Consider the following 15,711-nt stretch of genomic DNA (forward strand, 5'->3'; position numbering starts at 1 on the left):
ATATATTATCAAAGGCGATATTTAACGGAAGGGGCCATGTTTATGAATAATTATTATCCAAAGAAAACGGGGTTATATAGCCCAAGTTTTGAGCATGATGCATGCGGTATTGGAGCCGTAGCAAATATTAAAGGTGAGAAATCTCACAAAGTTCTACAAGATGCATTAAATATCCTTGTTAACCTAGAACACAGAGGTGGAATTGGGGCTGAAGAAAATACTGGAGATGGAGCTGGTGTTTTATTTCAAATTCCACACAGATTCTTTAAAGAAGAAGGACAAAAGTTAGGAATAATTCTTCCAAATGAGGGAGAATATGCAGTGGCAATGCTTTTCCTATCTCAAAAAGAAGATGTTAGGGAAGAAGGCAAGAAGATTTTTGAAGAAACTCTCAAAGAAGAGGGCACAGAGTTATTAGCTTGGAGAGAGGTGCCTACAAATTCTACTGATTTGGGAAAGACAGCTCTCTCTTGTATTCCATACTTTTTACAAGCAATTGTTAAAAAGCCTGAAGGAGTAAAGAAGGGTATAGAATTTGAAAGAAAACTTTATGTTCTAAGAAGAAAGATCGAGAAAAAGGCATTAAAAAATCCAAAGATGCATGATGAAACATTCTACATACCATCTTTCTCTTCAAGAACAATAGTATACAAAGGAATGCTTTTAGCTACTCAATTAAAGAGTTTTTATAAGGATTTAAGTAATGCTAAAGTTCAAACTTCTTTAGCACTTGTTCACTCAAGATATAGTACAAACACATTCCCAAGCTGGGAAAGAGCGCATCCGAATAGATATATGATTCATAATGGGGAAATTAATACACTAAGAGGAAATGTTAATAAGATATATTCAAGAGAATCTAGATTTAAGTCATCAGTTTTAGGAGATGAGATAAATAAGATTTTACCTGTAATTGATAAAGAAGGATCAGATTCAGCAATATTGGATAATACTTTAGAATTCCTATTAATGAATGGAAGAGATCTTCCTAAGGCAGTTATGATGGCTATTCCAGAACCTTGGGCAAAGAGTCAAGTTATGAGCAAGGAAAAGAAAGAGTTCTATGAATACTACGCTACCATGATGGAACCATGGGATGGACCCGCTGCAATAGTATTTACAGATGGTGAAAAACTTGGGGCAGTACTTGATAGAAACGGATTAAGACCAGCTAGATATTACGTAACAGACGATGATTATTTAATTCTTTCATCAGAAGTTGGAGTTCTAGATGTTGAACCTGAAAAAATAGTATTAAAAGATAGATTAACTCCAGGAAAAATGTTACTTGTAGATACAGTAAATGGAGAATTTATAGATGATAAAGATTTAAAAGAAAAGTATTCAAAAGAATATCCATATGGTAGATGGCTTAAAGAAAAGTTAATTAAAATAGAAGACTTAGAGGAAACTCAAGAAGAAGTAAAAGTATATGATGAAGAAGAAAGAGCAAGACTTCAAAAATCATTTGGATTTACTTATGATGATTTAAAAAATACCGTACTAAAAATGGCTGAGAACGGAGAAGAACCATTAGCAGCTATGGGTATTGATACACCACTTGCAGTTTTATCTGAAAAACCACAACCACTATTTAATTACTTTAAACAATTATTTGCACAGGTTACGAACCCACCAATAGATGCTATAAGAGAAGAAATAGTTACGGCTACAGATGTATTTATTGGAACAGAAGGCAACCTATTAGAAGATACAAAAGAAAACTGTAGACAAATTAAGTTGCATTCACCAATTTTAAGTAATGAAGACTTCTTAAAGATAAAGCATATTAATAGAGATGGTTTTAGAGTTAAAGAGTTAAGTATACTGTTTAAAAAGGATAAAGGTGAAAATGCATTAGAAGAAGCATTAGATAATTTATTCAATGAAGCTGATGAAGCATATAAAGAAGGATTTAACCTAATCATATTAAGTGATAGAGGAGTAAATAGTGAATATGTTGCTATACCTTCATTATTAGCAGTGTCAGGATTACACCAACACTTAGTATCAAAAGGAACAAGAACTTCATTAGGTCTGATATTAGAAAGTGGAGAACCAAGAGAAGTTCATCATTTTGCTACATTACTTGGATTTGGAGTTTCTGCAGTAAATCCATATTTAGCTTATGAATCAATTAGAGAATTATCAGAAGAAGGATTACTCGATATTTCTTATGAAAAGGGAGTATATAATTTCAATAAAGCTGTTCTTAAGGGAATAGTAAAGATACTTTCTAAGATGGGTATTTCTACAATTCAATCATATCAAGGAGCTCAAATCTTTGAAGCTTTAGGTGTTGGAGAAGAAGTTATTGATAAATACTTTACTAATACAATAAGCAGAATTGGTGGAGTAGGCATCAAAGAAATACAAAAAGAAGCTGAATTAAGACATGAGGATGGTTATGACAAAAAGGGATTAACATTAGATTTAACATTGGATTCAGTTGGTAGCCATAAATATAGAAGTAATGCGGAGGAGCACTTATATAATCCTCTTACTATACACAAATTACAAGAAGCTACTAAGAGAGGCGATTATAGTCTATTTAAAGAATATACAAAGCTATTAGATAGAGAAGAATCAGCATTAAACCTAAGAGGGTTAATTGATTTTGATTTTTCAGCAGAGTCCATATCAATTGACGAGGTAGAATCTGTTGATTCTATAGTTAAGAGATTTAAAACAGGAGCTATGTCATATGGTTCTATTTCTAAGGAAGCACATGAAGCTCTTGCAATAGCAATGAACAGATTAGGTGGAAAATCTAATACTGGAGAAGGTGGAGAAGATCCAGAAAGATGGATTCTAGATGAAAATGGAGATTCTAGAAATTCAGCAATTAAGCAGGTTGCATCAGGCAGATTTGGAGTAACTTCTGAATACTTAGTTAGTGCAAAAGAAATTCAAATAAAGATGGCTCAAGGAGCTAAACCAGGAGAAGGTGGACAACTGCCAGCTTCTAAGGTTTATCCATGGGTAGCTAGAACTAGAAGATCAACTGCAGGTGTTGGATTAATTTCACCACCACCACATCATGATATTTATTCAATTGAAGATTTAGCTCAGCTTATCTATGATCTTAAAAACTCAAATACTGGAGCAAGAGTATCAGTTAAGCTTGTTTCAGAAGGTGGAGTAGGAACAATAGCAGCTGGAGTTGCAAAAGGTGGAGCAGATGTTATCTTAATATCTGGATATGATGGAGGAACTGGAGCATCACCAAGAACTTCTATACAACATGCTGGATTACCATGGGAATTAGGTCTTGCTGAAGCTCATCAAACACTTGTAATGAATAATCTTAGAGAAAGAGTTGTAGTTGAGACAGATGGAAAACTTATGACAGGTAAAGATGTTGCTATAGCAGCATTACTTGGAGCAGAAGAATTTGGTTTTGCAACTGCACCACTTGTAGTTCTTGGTTGCGTAATGATGAGAGTTTGTAACTTGGATACTTGTCCGGTTGGTATAGCTACTCAAAATGAAGAACTAAGAAAAAGATTTAAGGGAAGTCCAGACTATGTAGTAAACTTCATGAAATTTATAGCTGAAGAGCTTAGAGAATATATGGCTAAGCTTGGATTCAGAACTATAGAAGAAATGGTTGGAAGATTTGATAAGTTAAAGGCTAAGGAAGATATTAAAGGCTGGAAGGCTAAGAAGGTTGACTTAAGGGCTGTATTAAATGCGCCTGCAGTTGAAAAAGGAAAGGCTATAAGCTTTAAAGCTGACAAAGCATATAACCATAAATTAAATGAAGTTATCGATAGTACTTTATTCTTAAAAATAGCAGAAAAAGCTTTAAAGAACAAGGAAAGAGTATCTGTTGAGGTGGATATTACTAATGTTAATAGAACAGTAGGTACTATACTTGGTTCAGAAGTAACAAGAAAGTATAAATCAGAAGGATTAGAAGAAGATACTATAAGAATTAAATGTAATGGATCTGGAGGACAAAGTTTTGGTGCGTTTGTACCTAATGGGTTAACTCTAGAAATAGAAGGTGATTCAAATGATTACTTTGGAAAAGGTCTTTCTGGTGGTAAGTTGATTGTTTATCCAAATGAACAAAGTAAGTTTAAAGCAGAAGAAAATATCGTTATAGGAAATGTTGCATTATATGGTGCAACAAGCGGTAAAGCCTATATAAACGGTATTGCTGGAGAAAGATTCTGCGTTAGAAACTCAGGTGCTATTGCAGTAGTTGAAGGGGTAGGAGATCATGGATGTGAATATATGACTGGAGGTAAAGCAGTTATATTAGGACCTACAGGTGTAAACTTTGCAGCAGGTATGAGTGGCGGAGTTGCTTATGTTTTAGATGAAGATGGAAGTTTCAGTAACAAGGTTAATTTACAAATGGTTTCACTAGAAGAGGTTGATGCAGAAGAGGCAAAAGAACTTAAAGAAATAATTAAAGAACATGTTTTAGCAACTGTATCATCAAAAGGTAAGTGGGTACTTGATAATTTTGAGGACTTATTACCTAAATTCCATAAGGTTATGCCTCATGACTATAAGGCTATGCTTAACATCGTTAAAGAGAAAGAAGCTCAAGGCCTTAAAGGTGAAGAAGCATTAATTGCAGCATTCTATGAAAAAACAGGAAAGAATAAATAGGAAGGAGGCAAAATTATGGGAAAACCAACAGGATTTTTAGAATTTGAAAGAGAAGAGGGGAAAAATATTGACCCTTTAAAAAGATTAGAGGGCTGGAAAGAATTTCATACCAGCCTGCCTAAGGAAAAGCAAGAAATACAAGGAGCAAGATGTATGGATTGTGGTATTCCATTTTGCCAATCTGGTATCATGATAAATGGTATGGTATCAGGATGTCCTATAAACAATCTTATTCCTGAGTGGAATGATTTAATTTATAGAGGAAAGTGGAAAGAAGCTGTTAAGAGATTATTAAAGACAAATAATTTTCCAGAGTTTACTGGAAGAGTATGTCCTGCACCTTGTGAGGCAGCATGTACAGCTGGAATTAATGGTCCTGCAATTACTATTAAGGAAAATGAAAGGTCCATTATTGATAGAGCATACGAAGAAGGCATAATAAAAGCAGAACCTCCTAAGGTTAGAACTGATAAGAAAATTGCTATTATAGGTTCAGGTCCTGCAGGTCTTGCAGCAGCAGATACTTTAAATAAAAGAGGTCATAATGTTACTGTATTTGAAAGACATGATAGGGTTGGTGGACTATTGATGTATGGAATACCTAACATGAAACTAGATAAATCAGTAATTGATAGAAGAGTTAACCTTATGAAAGAAGAAGGTGTGGAGTTTGTAACCAATGCAAATATTGGGGAAAATTATGCTGCTAGTGATATCTTAAAAGATTTTGATGCTATCGTTCTTGCAACTGGTGCATCAAATCCAAGGGACTTAAAAGCTCCAGGCAGAGAACTTAAAGGGATCCATTATGCTGTTGATTTCTTAAGAGCTAATACTAAGAGCTTATTAGATTCTGAACTTAAAGATGGAAATTATATATCTGCAGAAGGAAAGAATGTAATAGTAATTGGTGGAGGAGATACTGGAACTGACTGTGTTGGTACATCATTAAGACATGGGGCAAAATCACTTGTCCAATTTGAAATTATGAATAAGCTACCAATAGAAAGAACAGAAAATAATCCATGGCCACAATGGCCAAGAATCCTTAAGGTGGATTATGGTCAAGAAGAGTTTATTGCGAAGTATGGAGATGATCCAAGAAAGTACGCAATAAATGTTAAGAGCTTTGAAGGTGATGCAGAAGGCAATCTTAAAAAGGTTAAGACAGTTGATGTTAAGTGGGAAAAGAATGATAAAGGTGCATTTATACCTGTAGAAGTACCAGGCTCTGAAAGAGACTGGGAAGCAGAACTTGTACTTTTAGCTATGGGATTCTTGGGTACTCAAAACTATGTAGCTGATGCCTTTGGAGTTGAACTTGATGCTAGAACGAATATAAAAGCAGGTTATGGAAAGTTTAAAACGAATGTAGATAAAGTTTTCACTGCAGGAGATGCTAGAAGAGGTCAATCACTTGTAGTTTGGGCTATAAATGAAGGAAGAGCTGTTGCTAAATCTGTAGATGAATACCTAATGGGTTATACAGGACTTTAGTTAGAAGCAATGTAAGATAAAAAGAGGCTAAATTTAGCCTCTTTTTTATTTTATATTAATAGTAAATTTTAAATCTTCTCTAAGGGTATATTCTTTTTCTAAGTCAGTAGCTTTTAAAGTGTAAGTAGTATTCTCAGGAAGGGAATCTATTTTTGCTACAAATTGATTATTTCCTAAGTCTTTTACAACTTTCTTTTCTAAGGTATATTTTTTGCCAGCTGCATCTTCTATTATTAAGTCATATGGTCCCATCGCAGCAGTAAGGTTTGAACATTCATAGTAAACTAAAGTTGAATCTTTAGTATTTTCAATTTTTGATACGTTGTAATCTCCAAGTTTTCCTTCACTTAAGGTAGTGATTCCTTTCAAATTTAGCGGTGTTGATTTAGAAACTACATCGAAGTTCCAATTAGAGTTACTAAGAGTATTCTGAAACTCTTTGGATGGAACAGCAGGTATAAAGGTTATAGCCTTAGTATCTTCGTATACATTACTAAAGATATATTCCATGCAATTTTTGCTTATTTCTTTAGTCTTGTTACCGACTCCAGTATTTCCTTTAAATCCAATAACTCTTCCTTTGTCATCAAAAGCAAAATAATCAATAGGAGAATCATTTGAAGTTAGTGCATCAGATGAAGTTCTTAATGCAGTATTAAGCGGGGTTACTACAAGTTGGTTTACAGTTAAGTTTGGTTGAAGTGCTGATAAATTAATAGATGTTGGTACCTTAGTAATGTTATTACTTACTTTATCAGTTGATACCTTGAATTTAAAGTTCCAATCTCCATTAACTCCTTGAAATAATTCTTTAATATCTAAATCCATTAGAAAATTATCAGGTAAGGTAACATTTCCTCCTAAGATAGTATTTCTTAATGCAGCTGGAAGATAATCTCTGGATGTTGAAAAGTTTTCTATACCAACATAAGTGTTTTTATTTATAAAGCTGCCAGTTCCGCCTGAAGAGAAACTTACTTTTTCTCCATTAATTTTAAAATCTTTCTCAAAGATATGGGGGCTATTATTTAACTCATTTTTACTTTCAACAGTATATGCTATACTAAGCTCCAAGCCGTCATAGGATATGCTGTTTATAGTAACTGTAACTCCATTTGATGTCTTTGAAAGATTAAGATCAGAACTATATTTAACATAATCTTTATCAATTAAGTTTTTATCACTTAAAAATTGAAATACCGAACCAACTACAGGTAAGCTTCTAGCATAAGCAGGGAAAGCAGCACTTAAACATGTAGTCGAAATAAGAGTAATGGCTGCAAGCATAGATGCTTTCCTTAAAAATCTACTATTCACATTCTTTCTAGCAGGCAGTACTTCTAAAGAATCTTTGATTTTTAACTCTAGGTCATCTGGTAGATAAAGGATTTCACTTTTTGCTTTATCTTTTAAAATATCATCAAATATTAAATCGTCTTTCATAAATACCTCCTATAAATCTTTTAATATTTCATAGAGTTTACTTCTTGCTCTAGAAAGCCTAGATCGAACAGTTCCTTCAGGAATATTAAGGAGCTTTGCAATATCTTTTTGAGGAATATCTTCAAAATAAAATAAGGTTGTTACTATTCTCAAGTCATCTTCTAATGAGTTTATAGCGGATGCAAGTTCTAACTTAGAAGAATCTAGAGAAATGCTTTCGGTATTATCAATAAAGTCTAGATTAACTACCTTTTTATTTTTAGTCACTATATTTTTACATTCATTAATTAAAATTCTTATAAGCCAAGTTTTAAAATATTCATCCTTCTTTAAGTAAGTAATATTTTGAAATGACTTTACTATAGTATTTTGAATTGAGTCCTCAATATCATGTTTATTCCTAAGGATGCTTAAGGCAATTCTATACATGGATGTTTTGTTATTATCTATCAATCGAACAAAGGCATCTTTATCACCTTTCTTTGCGAGACGTACATCCAATTCTGTTGTGTTAGCATTATCAATTGTTGTAACTAATTGCATCTTATATTTCCTCCTGTATATATAAAAGTCTTAGCTAAGAGGTTTTATATCTATTAGACAGACCATATGGTATAAATGTTCACAAGATAATAAAAATAATCAAATGTTTCCATAAGTAAATATATGGTATAATTATATAGAAATCATAAGTTAGTATTGGGTTGAATACAAATGGAAAGTATAAGAGAAAGTTAATTGAAAATCATTAAAAGGTGGGGTTACATGAGAATTAAAAATATTTTTATATCAATTTTAAAATCTATAGGGTATGCAGGAATATATCTAATAGCTCAAGTTGCTATTGCTTTTATATATGGCATAGTTTATGTAGCGGTTAACGTCAATAAATTTGGTTCTGGAAATTATAATAATATTGCAGATAATTTTCAAAAAGAGTTTTTAGGACAAGCATATATTATTGCATTAATAGCTGCAATCGTAACATTTGGTATATATGTACTTATGTTCAGAAACAAAGAAGAAAATCTATTTATGAGATGTAGATTTAAAGCTTTTAATTTGAAAGCAGGCCTAAGTTTAATACCATTAACGATCGCTTTATCAGCATTTTCAGTTTCTCTTGTAGGAATTCTAGTGCAATTTTTCCCAAGTTATCAGGAAGTATCAGATACCTTACAAGCAGCTAATGGCTCAATAATATCAGCATTAGCAATTACAATGTTAGCACCAATTTTTGAAGAAATACTATTTAGAGGAATAGTATTTAATGAGTTAAAAAAATCAATGCCAGTAATTCCAGCAATTATTGCTCAAGGAGTACTTTTTGGTATATATCACTTAAATCTATTACAATGCATATATGCAGCTATACTAGGATGTGTTTTAGGATTAATCTACCAAATGACTAGGTCATTATGGAGTAATATAATAGTTCATATGATATATAACCTACTAGGCGTGTTTGTAATGCCATATGTATTAGATAAGACATCATGGTTTGTAATAGGATATATAATACTTGGAGCAATACTAACTGGAATAATTTTAAGATATATTTATAAGAAGACTAAAGTAGAACTAATGGTTATAGAATCAGATTTGTAGATTATAAAAAAAGATAGGAGCTAACTCCTATCTTTTTTATTTTATCCATATGTCAGCCCATTTTTGAATTTCACTCATGGCTTTTTGTAGCGCTAGACCTTTTTCAGTTAGATTATACTCTATTCTAACAGGAGTCTCTGGATATACTTTTCTTTCAATAATTCCTTCAGCTTCTAATTCTTTAAATCTGGCAGTTAAAACTCTGTCACTTAATTCTGGTATTAAGCTACGAATGTCAGAAAATCGTCTAGGGCCGTTTAATAATCCATTTATTATTAGGCCTATCCATTTTTTGCCTAAAAGCTCAAAGGCTTTTTCAAATTTGGGACAAAGATGAGTGTCTCCCATAATTATCACCTCACTAATATTGTAAAACCATTACTTGAAAAAGTAAATAACTTTTCTTAGTTTATTACTTGACAAAAGTATATTACTTTTGATATTATACTAACATAAAGTAAGAGATAATAATTCTCAACGATAAAATGAATTAAAAGGAGATATAAAAATGAGTAAAGTATTATATATTAAAGGACATCCATTACAAGAGAGCGCATCAAATTCTTTAACAGTGGGAAGGATATTCATAGATGAATATAAGAAAGTAAATCCACAAGATGAGATTAAAGAGCTAGATCTTTATAAAGAATATATACCATTAATAGATGAAGATATATTTGCTGCATGGGGAAGCTTAGCAGCAGGGGCAGACTTTAGCAGTCTTACAGAGGAGCAAAAGAAGAAGCTTGTAAGATTTAATGAATTAACTGATGAATTTTTAGAATATGATAAATATGTATTTGCTACACCTATTTGGAATTTTTCAGTACCACCAATAGTTAAGGCATATATAGATACAATTTGTGTAGCTGGAAAAACATTTAGATATACTGAAGCTGGTCCAGTGGGATTGTTAGGTGGAAAGAAGCTTCTTCATATTCAAGCTAGTGGAAGTGTATTTTCAGAAGGTCCAGCAGCTGCATTTGAACATGGAGCAAGCTATATAAAGGCAGTAGCAGGATTTATAGGAATAAATGATGCTGAAACATTTTATGTAGAAGGACATAATCAATATCCTGATAGAAAAGATGAGATTATCGATAAAGCAAAAAGAGATATAGTTGAAGTTGCAAAGAGATTTTAGGTGATAGATATGATTAAAGTGGTTAATGGTCAAAAAGTAAAAGATGGTGCAGGAGTTTCATTAAATAGACTGATAGGAACATCAAACTTAGATGATGCAAATCCATTTTATCTATTAGATGAGTTTAGAAGCGAAGATAAGGCTGACTATATGGCAGGATTTCCAATGCATCCGCATAGAGGAATTGAAACTATTACCTATATGGTGAAGGGTTCCTTTAGACATAGAGATTCAAAAGGTAATGAAGGAGTATTAAATGCCGGGGATGTTCAATGGATGACTTCGGGAAAAGGGATACTCCATGAAGAAATGCCGATTATGAAGGACGGCGAACTTTGGGGATATCAATTATGGATTAACCTACCCAAAGAATTAAAGATGCAAGAACCTAAATATAGGCATATTTCCTCAGAGATAATTCCGATGTTCGAAGATGGCGATGTCACTGTAAAGGTAATTAGTGGAGATTTTAAGAATACTAAAGGTGTAGTAGAAACCTTTCAAGAGATTAATTATTTTGATGTAAATATGAAGCAAGGTAAGTTCGTAAAAGAAGTTTCAGGCACTACATTAATTTATGTTCACACAGGTGGAGTTCAAGTATCCTTAAGTGATGGTAGCATAGTTAAGGTTAACAAGGGTGATATGGCAGTTATAAATGATGAAAAAGTAATAGAAGTAAGTTCTAGTGAAGTTTCAGGATTTCTGTTCATAAATAGTAACCCAATAGATGAACCAGTAGCTAAATACGGTCCTTTTATAATGAATACAATGGATGAAATATTACAGACAATTGATGATTTTAATTTTGGAAACTTTTAAAATTTTATAAAAGAAAAATTAAAGGAAATAGGGATGAGACCTATTTCCTTATTTTATTATGTACTAACCTCCAAGGGTTATGTCTTGGCCTTGGTACCAATTAAGAGCTTCCAATAAATGTTCTTCCCTAAAGTCTGGCCAATAATCATCTATTATATAAAAGTCAGAATATACTGATTGAAGAGGGAGGAAACCACTTAATCTACGACGACCACCCCAACGAATTATTAGGTCTATTCTAGAAATGTCAGAAGAGGCAAGCGAAGAAAAAAGATTAGAAGTCTTTTTACTTGAGTTATTTTTCTTATTATAGGATAAGTCCCAATTCCAGCCATAATTAACCAGGAAGTTTATATTTATAAGACCCTCTCCAAAATGAACTCTTCTATTTGCGTAAGGTAATAGTTCTTTAGGGAAAAGAGGAGAATCAGAATTCCCTACTACTAAAAGATTTGCATCTTTATTAGAAAGTTTCATAACAGCATCTACACAAGCTTTCTGAAACGCTTTTGTTTGGACTGCTGGTCTTTTAGTATTATCAATTGTAAAGCCGTAGAAAGTAAGTTCTTTAATTCCTAGGGCTAAACAAGTCTCATATAATTTAAATCCAGGATCAATTCCGAACTCATAGCCTTCATGCTTATCTTTATTATTATTTAAAGCCCAGCGTCTATTACCATCAGGTATTATTCCAATGTGTGAGGGAATTCTTTTTAGATTATTTAGGTTCATAAAAAAATACCTCCTTATACCGTATATAAGAAAGTATTTCCAAACATCAGAAATATATTAATTTTTTGATATAATGCTTTTTATATCATTTACCATAAAGGTTAAGAATTTCTTTAGTCCTTGAATATCTTCCTTGAAGGTTGATTCTTTATCACTTTCAATAAGATAACCATTTAGATATATACCTAAAAATAAGAATAGTATTCCTAGATTAATATACATATCCTTTATATCAGCTACAAATAGATCACTGATTCCTATGAAATCAAGGCTTCCGCCATAGAATAACTTATCAATAAGTGAGCAGAGGCACCCAGTAATTAGAAAGATATAACTCATATCAATCCAAAAATCTTTTTTAGTATTATGAGTAAAATATCTATAAATTTCTGTGAAAAAAATTAAAGCCAGTATGTTTAATGCAATTAATGCTCCAAAACTAACACCAGCCCCAAAACGAGCATTTAACCAAGAACCCTGTGTGTTTATAATTGGAGAGAAATATAAAAAGTCTTTTATTAGGGTTATATTGTAGTTAAAAAATTTAAATTTAATAATTAGTTTTGATCCTTGCTCAATAACGAATAAAATTAGAAATATAATTAACAGCTGCTTGGAGTTAAGACCTACCTTATTTTTTGCTCCTATTGAATATACAATGAGTCCTATAAACCCAAATAAAACTGCAACTAATAAATTCATAATTACTGTATAAGAATCATTAACTCTGCCTGTAATAACTTCAAATGCAAAATATACAAGCCACATTATTGGAAGTATTCCTATTGCAACTAACTTATTTTTGTTCATTTAATAATCCTCCAAAATAATAGATGAAGATATTATATCATAAAGAAGAAACATTTTAGAGAGTTATGACACCTATAGTAGAAAATTTATAAATATTGAACCTATAAAAATATTAATATAAAATAAAACTATGATAAGAAAGAAAACGTTTTGGAAGGAAGTGCTTTGAATGTTAACTATTTATGCAATATCAGATTCCATAGGAGAAACAGCGGAGCAAGTGGCGAATGCCTCAGCAAGCCAATTTAAGGAAGAAGTAGATGTTAAGAGAATACCATACGTAAAAACGCTTGAAGATGTCAACGAGGTAATAAAGGTAATAGAAAGTTCAGAGAATACTTGTATGGTAGTTTCTACTGTTATAACCGTGAATGTTAGGGAATATCTAACCCAAAAATGTGTAGAGAGAAATATCAATATCATTAATGTATTAGGCCCTATAATAAATGTTGCAGCAAATATACTTAACACAGTTCCAGATTATAATCCAGGAGCAATGTGGAAAACTGATGAGATATATTTCAAAAGAATAGAGGCAATGGAATTCGCAATGCAATATGATGATAGCAAAGATTATAGAGGATTAAAAAATGCTGATGTTGTATTATTAGGCTTATCAAGAACATCAAAGACACCACTATGTATGTACTTGGCAAACAAAGGCATTAAGGCAATAAACATTCCTCTAGTTCCTGAAGTTGGTGTACCAGATGAACTATTTGAAGTAGATAAGAAAAAAGTTTTTGGACTAACAATAGATCCACTTCAACTTATAGAAATCAGAAAAAGAAGACTAGATAAGTTCCATAGAATATCATCGAATATTGAATATGCAAGTGATGCTAGAATACTAGAGGAATTTGACTTTGCAGATAGAATTATGAGAAAAGTTGGATGTAAAAAGATTGACGTTACACAAAGAGCAATCGAGGATACAGCATTAATAATTATAGAAGCAATTGGAAGAAACTCAAGGGAAAACTAATACATAGAAAATTAAATCGTATAAATACATATTTAGGTAGTTAGTACTAGTAGGCAACTAGAATTAATTACCTTTTTATTATTTTTAATTATTTTTAGATAGCAAAAATACAAATGTGGATAAAATAATAGTGTAACATGTTTAAATAAAGGGGTATTTTTATGAAAATTGGACTTGTTTTTGCAGGAGGGGGAGCTAGAGGGGCATATCAGATTGGTGTTTGGAAGGCTTTTATTGAGCTTGGAATAGATAAATATATATCAGCAGTTTCTGGCACATCAATTGGCGCACTAAATTCAGTAATGTTTTTAAGCGGCAATATAGAATTAGCTGAGAGAGTTTGGCTAAATATTTCAAAAGAAAAGATTTTGCCCACTAGTAATTTTGATCTTCTCAAAAGAGGGACACTTATAGCAATAGGCAATAAAAATATGAAGTTTATAAAAAAGTATATTCCTACAGTATTAGAGCAAGGAAATATCTCAAGAAGTGGGCTTCTTGAAATTTTAGATAACTATATAGACTTTGATACAATATTAAAAAACGAAAAAAGCTGTTATGTTACGTGCAGTAAAATGCCTGAGCTTACGCCGAGATATTTTAGATTAAATGATTATGATATTTCAACTGTTAAAGAGATTTTATTAGCTACTTCAGCTATCCCAATGATTTATGAAAGTGAAGAAATTCATGAGAATAGGTATTTAGATGGGGGAATGACTGATAATACACCTATTCAACCTCTATATGGGGAAGGGTGCGATATTATAATAGTTGTAAATCTAAACAAAAATTTTGTTATTGACAGACACTTATTTCCTAAAACAAAAATTATTGAAATATCACCTAGAAATATAACCGATTCAGTTTCAGAAACCTTAGATTTTAATGTTCCTAATATAAAAAGAAAAATTGGTGAAGGGTACATGGAAACATTTGAATTATTAGAGCCTATAATGGAGATAGCAAATTATAAGAGAGAACAAGCGCCGAAGGAAACCATAATAAACATTGGAAGAGATTTGTTAGTTAAGTCAAAGTTGATATTTAACAAAAAGACATTAGAAAAAGATGATACAACAAAGAATAAAGAACATATTAATGGGTAAATTATGTATTGAAATATTTTTCTGGAGGTTTTGAATGCAATGATAAATGGAGTAGTTAAATGGTTTGATACTAAAAGGGGTTATGGATTTATTTCAGCAGACGATGGAAATGATGTTTTCGTACATTTTTCACAAGTAAAGGAAAGACAAGGGGATAAAGAATTACACGAAGGTGAGTCTGTGGCATTTGATATTGTGCAGAAAGGCAAAGGACCACAAGCTATTAATGTTGAGAAAATGTAATTTGTGAATATCAGCTAACTGAAGTTGAAATATACTTCAGTTAATTTAATTCATAAATAAAAAAACCCTATAGTTGGTTCTATAGGGAAGGAGTCATAAGTAACTATGTTTATAGTAAACTATAATATTTTTATTCAATATTATAGCTTTTATATGTGTCGGTTTAATAAGTTTTAATATTTGGTGTGTTGTGTAGGTGAAACATTTTATTCTTTAATTTATCTTAAAACCAAGCAAAGATAGATTATTAAGAAAAGTCAATCTAGTAATTAATTGAGCCTTTATACATTCCGTCTAAAGTTTTTTGTTCTAATTATTAATAGGTTGAAGTATTTTTTGGCGGCTATAGTTTATTTAATGACTCCTTTATATTTGAGAACTTCTCTTTAAAATTACAACATATTAAACATACAATGTTTAGTGAGAAGTCCTATAAATATATTCTATGCATAATTTCATTTTAGTATGACATAATATATCCTATAGATGTATTGAATAGCTATGAATAACTAGTGGATGATAAATAAATAATATATGTACTAAGTGTATTTATCAGATGTGCTTTAAGATTTTATTAAAAAAAATATATAAAAGGTGTTGACTTTATATTTTACACATGATAAGATACTACTTGTCCCTAAGAGACACGGGGACGAAACAAACAAATGGTCTTTGAAAATTAAACAGAGGAA

At 31.7% G+C, this 15,711-nt stretch carries 13 protein-coding genes; 8 read left to right on the forward strand and 5 right to left on the reverse strand.

Translation table 11 applies throughout. The features are described from left to right. Nucleotides 1-42: 42 nt before the first annotated feature. Both gltB and PTZ02_RS19210 read left to right on the forward strand, forming a co-directional pair. Nucleotides 43-4,626, forward strand: a complete 4,584-nt coding sequence (gltB, locus tag PTZ02_RS19205; RefSeq protein ID WP_274229346.1) for a glutamate synthase large subunit — start codon at nucleotides 43-45, stop codon at nucleotides 4,624-4,626. Nucleotides 4,627-4,641: 15 nt separating this feature from the next. Further along, nucleotides 4,642-6,123, forward strand: a complete 1,482-nt coding sequence (locus PTZ02_RS19210; RefSeq protein WP_274229347.1) for a glutamate synthase subunit beta — start codon at nucleotides 4,642-4,644, stop codon at nucleotides 6,121-6,123. Between the two features lie 45 nt (nucleotides 6,124-6,168). Here PTZ02_RS19210 and PTZ02_RS19215 read toward each other — a convergent pair whose 3' ends face one another. Both PTZ02_RS19215 and PTZ02_RS19220 read right to left on the reverse strand, forming a co-directional pair. After that, on the reverse strand, nucleotides 6,169-7,566 hold the full coding sequence (locus PTZ02_RS19215) for a DUF4179 domain-containing protein (RefSeq protein ID WP_274229348.1): 1,398 nt from the start codon (nucleotides 7,564-7,566) through the stop codon (nucleotides 6,169-6,171). A gap of 9 nt (nucleotides 7,567-7,575) precedes the next feature. Further along, nucleotides 7,576-8,109 carry a sigma-70 family RNA polymerase sigma factor gene (locus PTZ02_RS19220; RefSeq protein ID WP_274229349.1) on the reverse strand — a complete coding sequence of 178 codons (534 nt, stop codon included), beginning with the start codon at nucleotides 8,107-8,109 and terminating at the stop codon, nucleotides 7,576-7,578. 222 nt (nucleotides 8,110-8,331) lie between these two features. Between PTZ02_RS19220 and PTZ02_RS19225 the strand changes: the two genes are divergently transcribed. Beyond that, the gene (locus tag PTZ02_RS19225) at nucleotides 8,332-9,174 is read left to right on the forward strand and encodes a CPBP family intramembrane glutamic endopeptidase (protein ID WP_274229350.1); all 843 of its coding nucleotides are present in this window, start codon (nucleotides 8,332-8,334) and stop codon (nucleotides 9,172-9,174) included. A gap of 36 nt (nucleotides 9,175-9,210) precedes the next feature. Here the strand turns inward: PTZ02_RS19225 and PTZ02_RS19230 are convergent, their stop codons facing one another. Continuing rightward, nucleotides 9,211-9,522, reverse strand: coding sequence for a winged helix-turn-helix transcriptional regulator (locus PTZ02_RS19230; RefSeq protein WP_202769026.1), 312 nt, complete (start codon nucleotides 9,520-9,522; stop codon nucleotides 9,211-9,213). 160 nt (nucleotides 9,523-9,682) lie between these two features. Between PTZ02_RS19230 and PTZ02_RS19235 the strand changes: the two genes are divergently transcribed. Beyond that, complete coding sequence (locus PTZ02_RS19235; protein ID WP_274229351.1) at nucleotides 9,683-10,318, forward strand: FMN-dependent NADH-azoreductase; 636 nt, start codon at nucleotides 9,683-9,685, stop codon at nucleotides 10,316-10,318. A gap of 9 nt (nucleotides 10,319-10,327) precedes the next feature. Continuing rightward, nucleotides 10,328-11,140, forward strand: coding sequence for a pirin family protein (locus PTZ02_RS19240; protein ID WP_274229352.1), 813 nt, complete (start codon nucleotides 10,328-10,330; stop codon nucleotides 11,138-11,140). A 63-nt stretch (nucleotides 11,141-11,203) separates the two neighbouring features. On the opposite strand, the gene PTZ02_RS19245 is transcribed toward PTZ02_RS19240, so the two are convergent. Further along, nucleotides 11,204-11,872: an undecaprenyl diphosphate synthase family protein gene (locus PTZ02_RS19245; RefSeq protein ID WP_274229353.1), complete on the reverse strand. Its 669-nt coding sequence runs from the start codon at nucleotides 11,870-11,872 to the stop codon at nucleotides 11,204-11,206. A 57-nt stretch (nucleotides 11,873-11,929) separates the two neighbouring features. After that, a complete protein-coding gene (locus PTZ02_RS19250) occupies nucleotides 11,930-12,682 on the reverse strand; it encodes a signal peptidase II (RefSeq protein ID WP_274229354.1) in 753 nt (250 codons plus the stop codon). 169 nt (nucleotides 12,683-12,851) lie between these two features. On the opposite strand from PTZ02_RS19250, the gene PTZ02_RS19255 reads away from it, so the two are divergent. The 3 genes from PTZ02_RS19255 to PTZ02_RS19265 all read left to right on the forward strand — a co-directional run bounded on the left by PTZ02_RS19255 (nucleotide 12,852) and on the right by PTZ02_RS19265 (nucleotide 15,019). Next, nucleotides 12,852-13,667, forward strand: a complete 816-nt coding sequence (locus PTZ02_RS19255) for a pyruvate, water dikinase regulatory protein (protein WP_274229355.1) — start codon at nucleotides 12,852-12,854, stop codon at nucleotides 13,665-13,667. A gap of 161 nt (nucleotides 13,668-13,828) precedes the next feature. Next, complete coding sequence (locus PTZ02_RS19260; protein WP_274229356.1) at nucleotides 13,829-14,776, forward strand: patatin-like phospholipase family protein; 948 nt, start codon at nucleotides 13,829-13,831, stop codon at nucleotides 14,774-14,776. A gap of 39 nt (nucleotides 14,777-14,815) precedes the next feature. Continuing rightward, nucleotides 14,816-15,019, forward strand: coding sequence for a cold-shock protein (locus tag PTZ02_RS19265; RefSeq protein WP_202769035.1), 204 nt, complete (start codon nucleotides 14,816-14,818; stop codon nucleotides 15,017-15,019). Nucleotides 15,020-15,711: the final 692 nt, after the last annotated feature.

Source organism: Clostridium sp. 'White wine YQ', assembly GCF_028728205.1.
GTDB lineage: Bacteria > Bacillota > Clostridia > Clostridiales > Clostridiaceae > Clostridium_T.

Coding starts and splice junctions, on each gene's coding strand:
- PTZ02_RS19210 (WP_274229347.1), top strand. CDS start 4,642: ATGGGAAAACCAACAGGATTTTTAGAATTTGAAAGAGAAGAGGGGAAA.
- PTZ02_RS19230 (WP_202769026.1), bottom strand. CDS start 9,522: ATGGGAGACACTCATCTTTGTCCCAAATTTGAAAAAGCCTTTGAGCTT.
- PTZ02_RS19225 (WP_274229350.1), top strand. CDS start 8,332: ATGAGAATTAAAAATATTTTTATATCAATTTTAAAATCTATAGGGTAT.
- PTZ02_RS19240 (WP_274229352.1), top strand. CDS start 10,328: ATGATTAAAGTGGTTAATGGTCAAAAAGTAAAAGATGGTGCAGGAGTT.
- PTZ02_RS19215 (WP_274229348.1), bottom strand. CDS start 7,566: ATGAAAGACGATTTAATATTTGATGATATTTTAAAAGATAAAGCAAAA.
- PTZ02_RS19245 (WP_274229353.1), bottom strand. CDS start 11,872: ATGAACCTAAATAATCTAAAAAGAATTCCCTCACACATTGGAATAATA.
- PTZ02_RS19265 (WP_202769035.1), top strand. CDS start 14,816: ATGATAAATGGAGTAGTTAAATGGTTTGATACTAAAAGGGGTTATGGA.
- PTZ02_RS19260 (WP_274229356.1), top strand. CDS start 13,829: ATGAAAATTGGACTTGTTTTTGCAGGAGGGGGAGCTAGAGGGGCATAT.
- PTZ02_RS19250 (WP_274229354.1), bottom strand. CDS start 12,682: ATGAACAAAAATAAGTTAGTTGCAATAGGAATACTTCCAATAATGTGG.
- gltB (WP_274229346.1), top strand. CDS start 43: ATGAATAATTATTATCCAAAGAAAACGGGGTTATATAGCCCAAGTTTT.
- PTZ02_RS19255 (WP_274229355.1), top strand. CDS start 12,852: ATGTTAACTATTTATGCAATATCAGATTCCATAGGAGAAACAGCGGAG.
- PTZ02_RS19235 (WP_274229351.1), top strand. CDS start 9,683: ATGAGTAAAGTATTATATATTAAAGGACATCCATTACAAGAGAGCGCA.
- PTZ02_RS19220 (WP_274229349.1), bottom strand. CDS start 8,109: ATGCAATTAGTTACAACAATTGATAATGCTAACACAACAGAATTGGAT.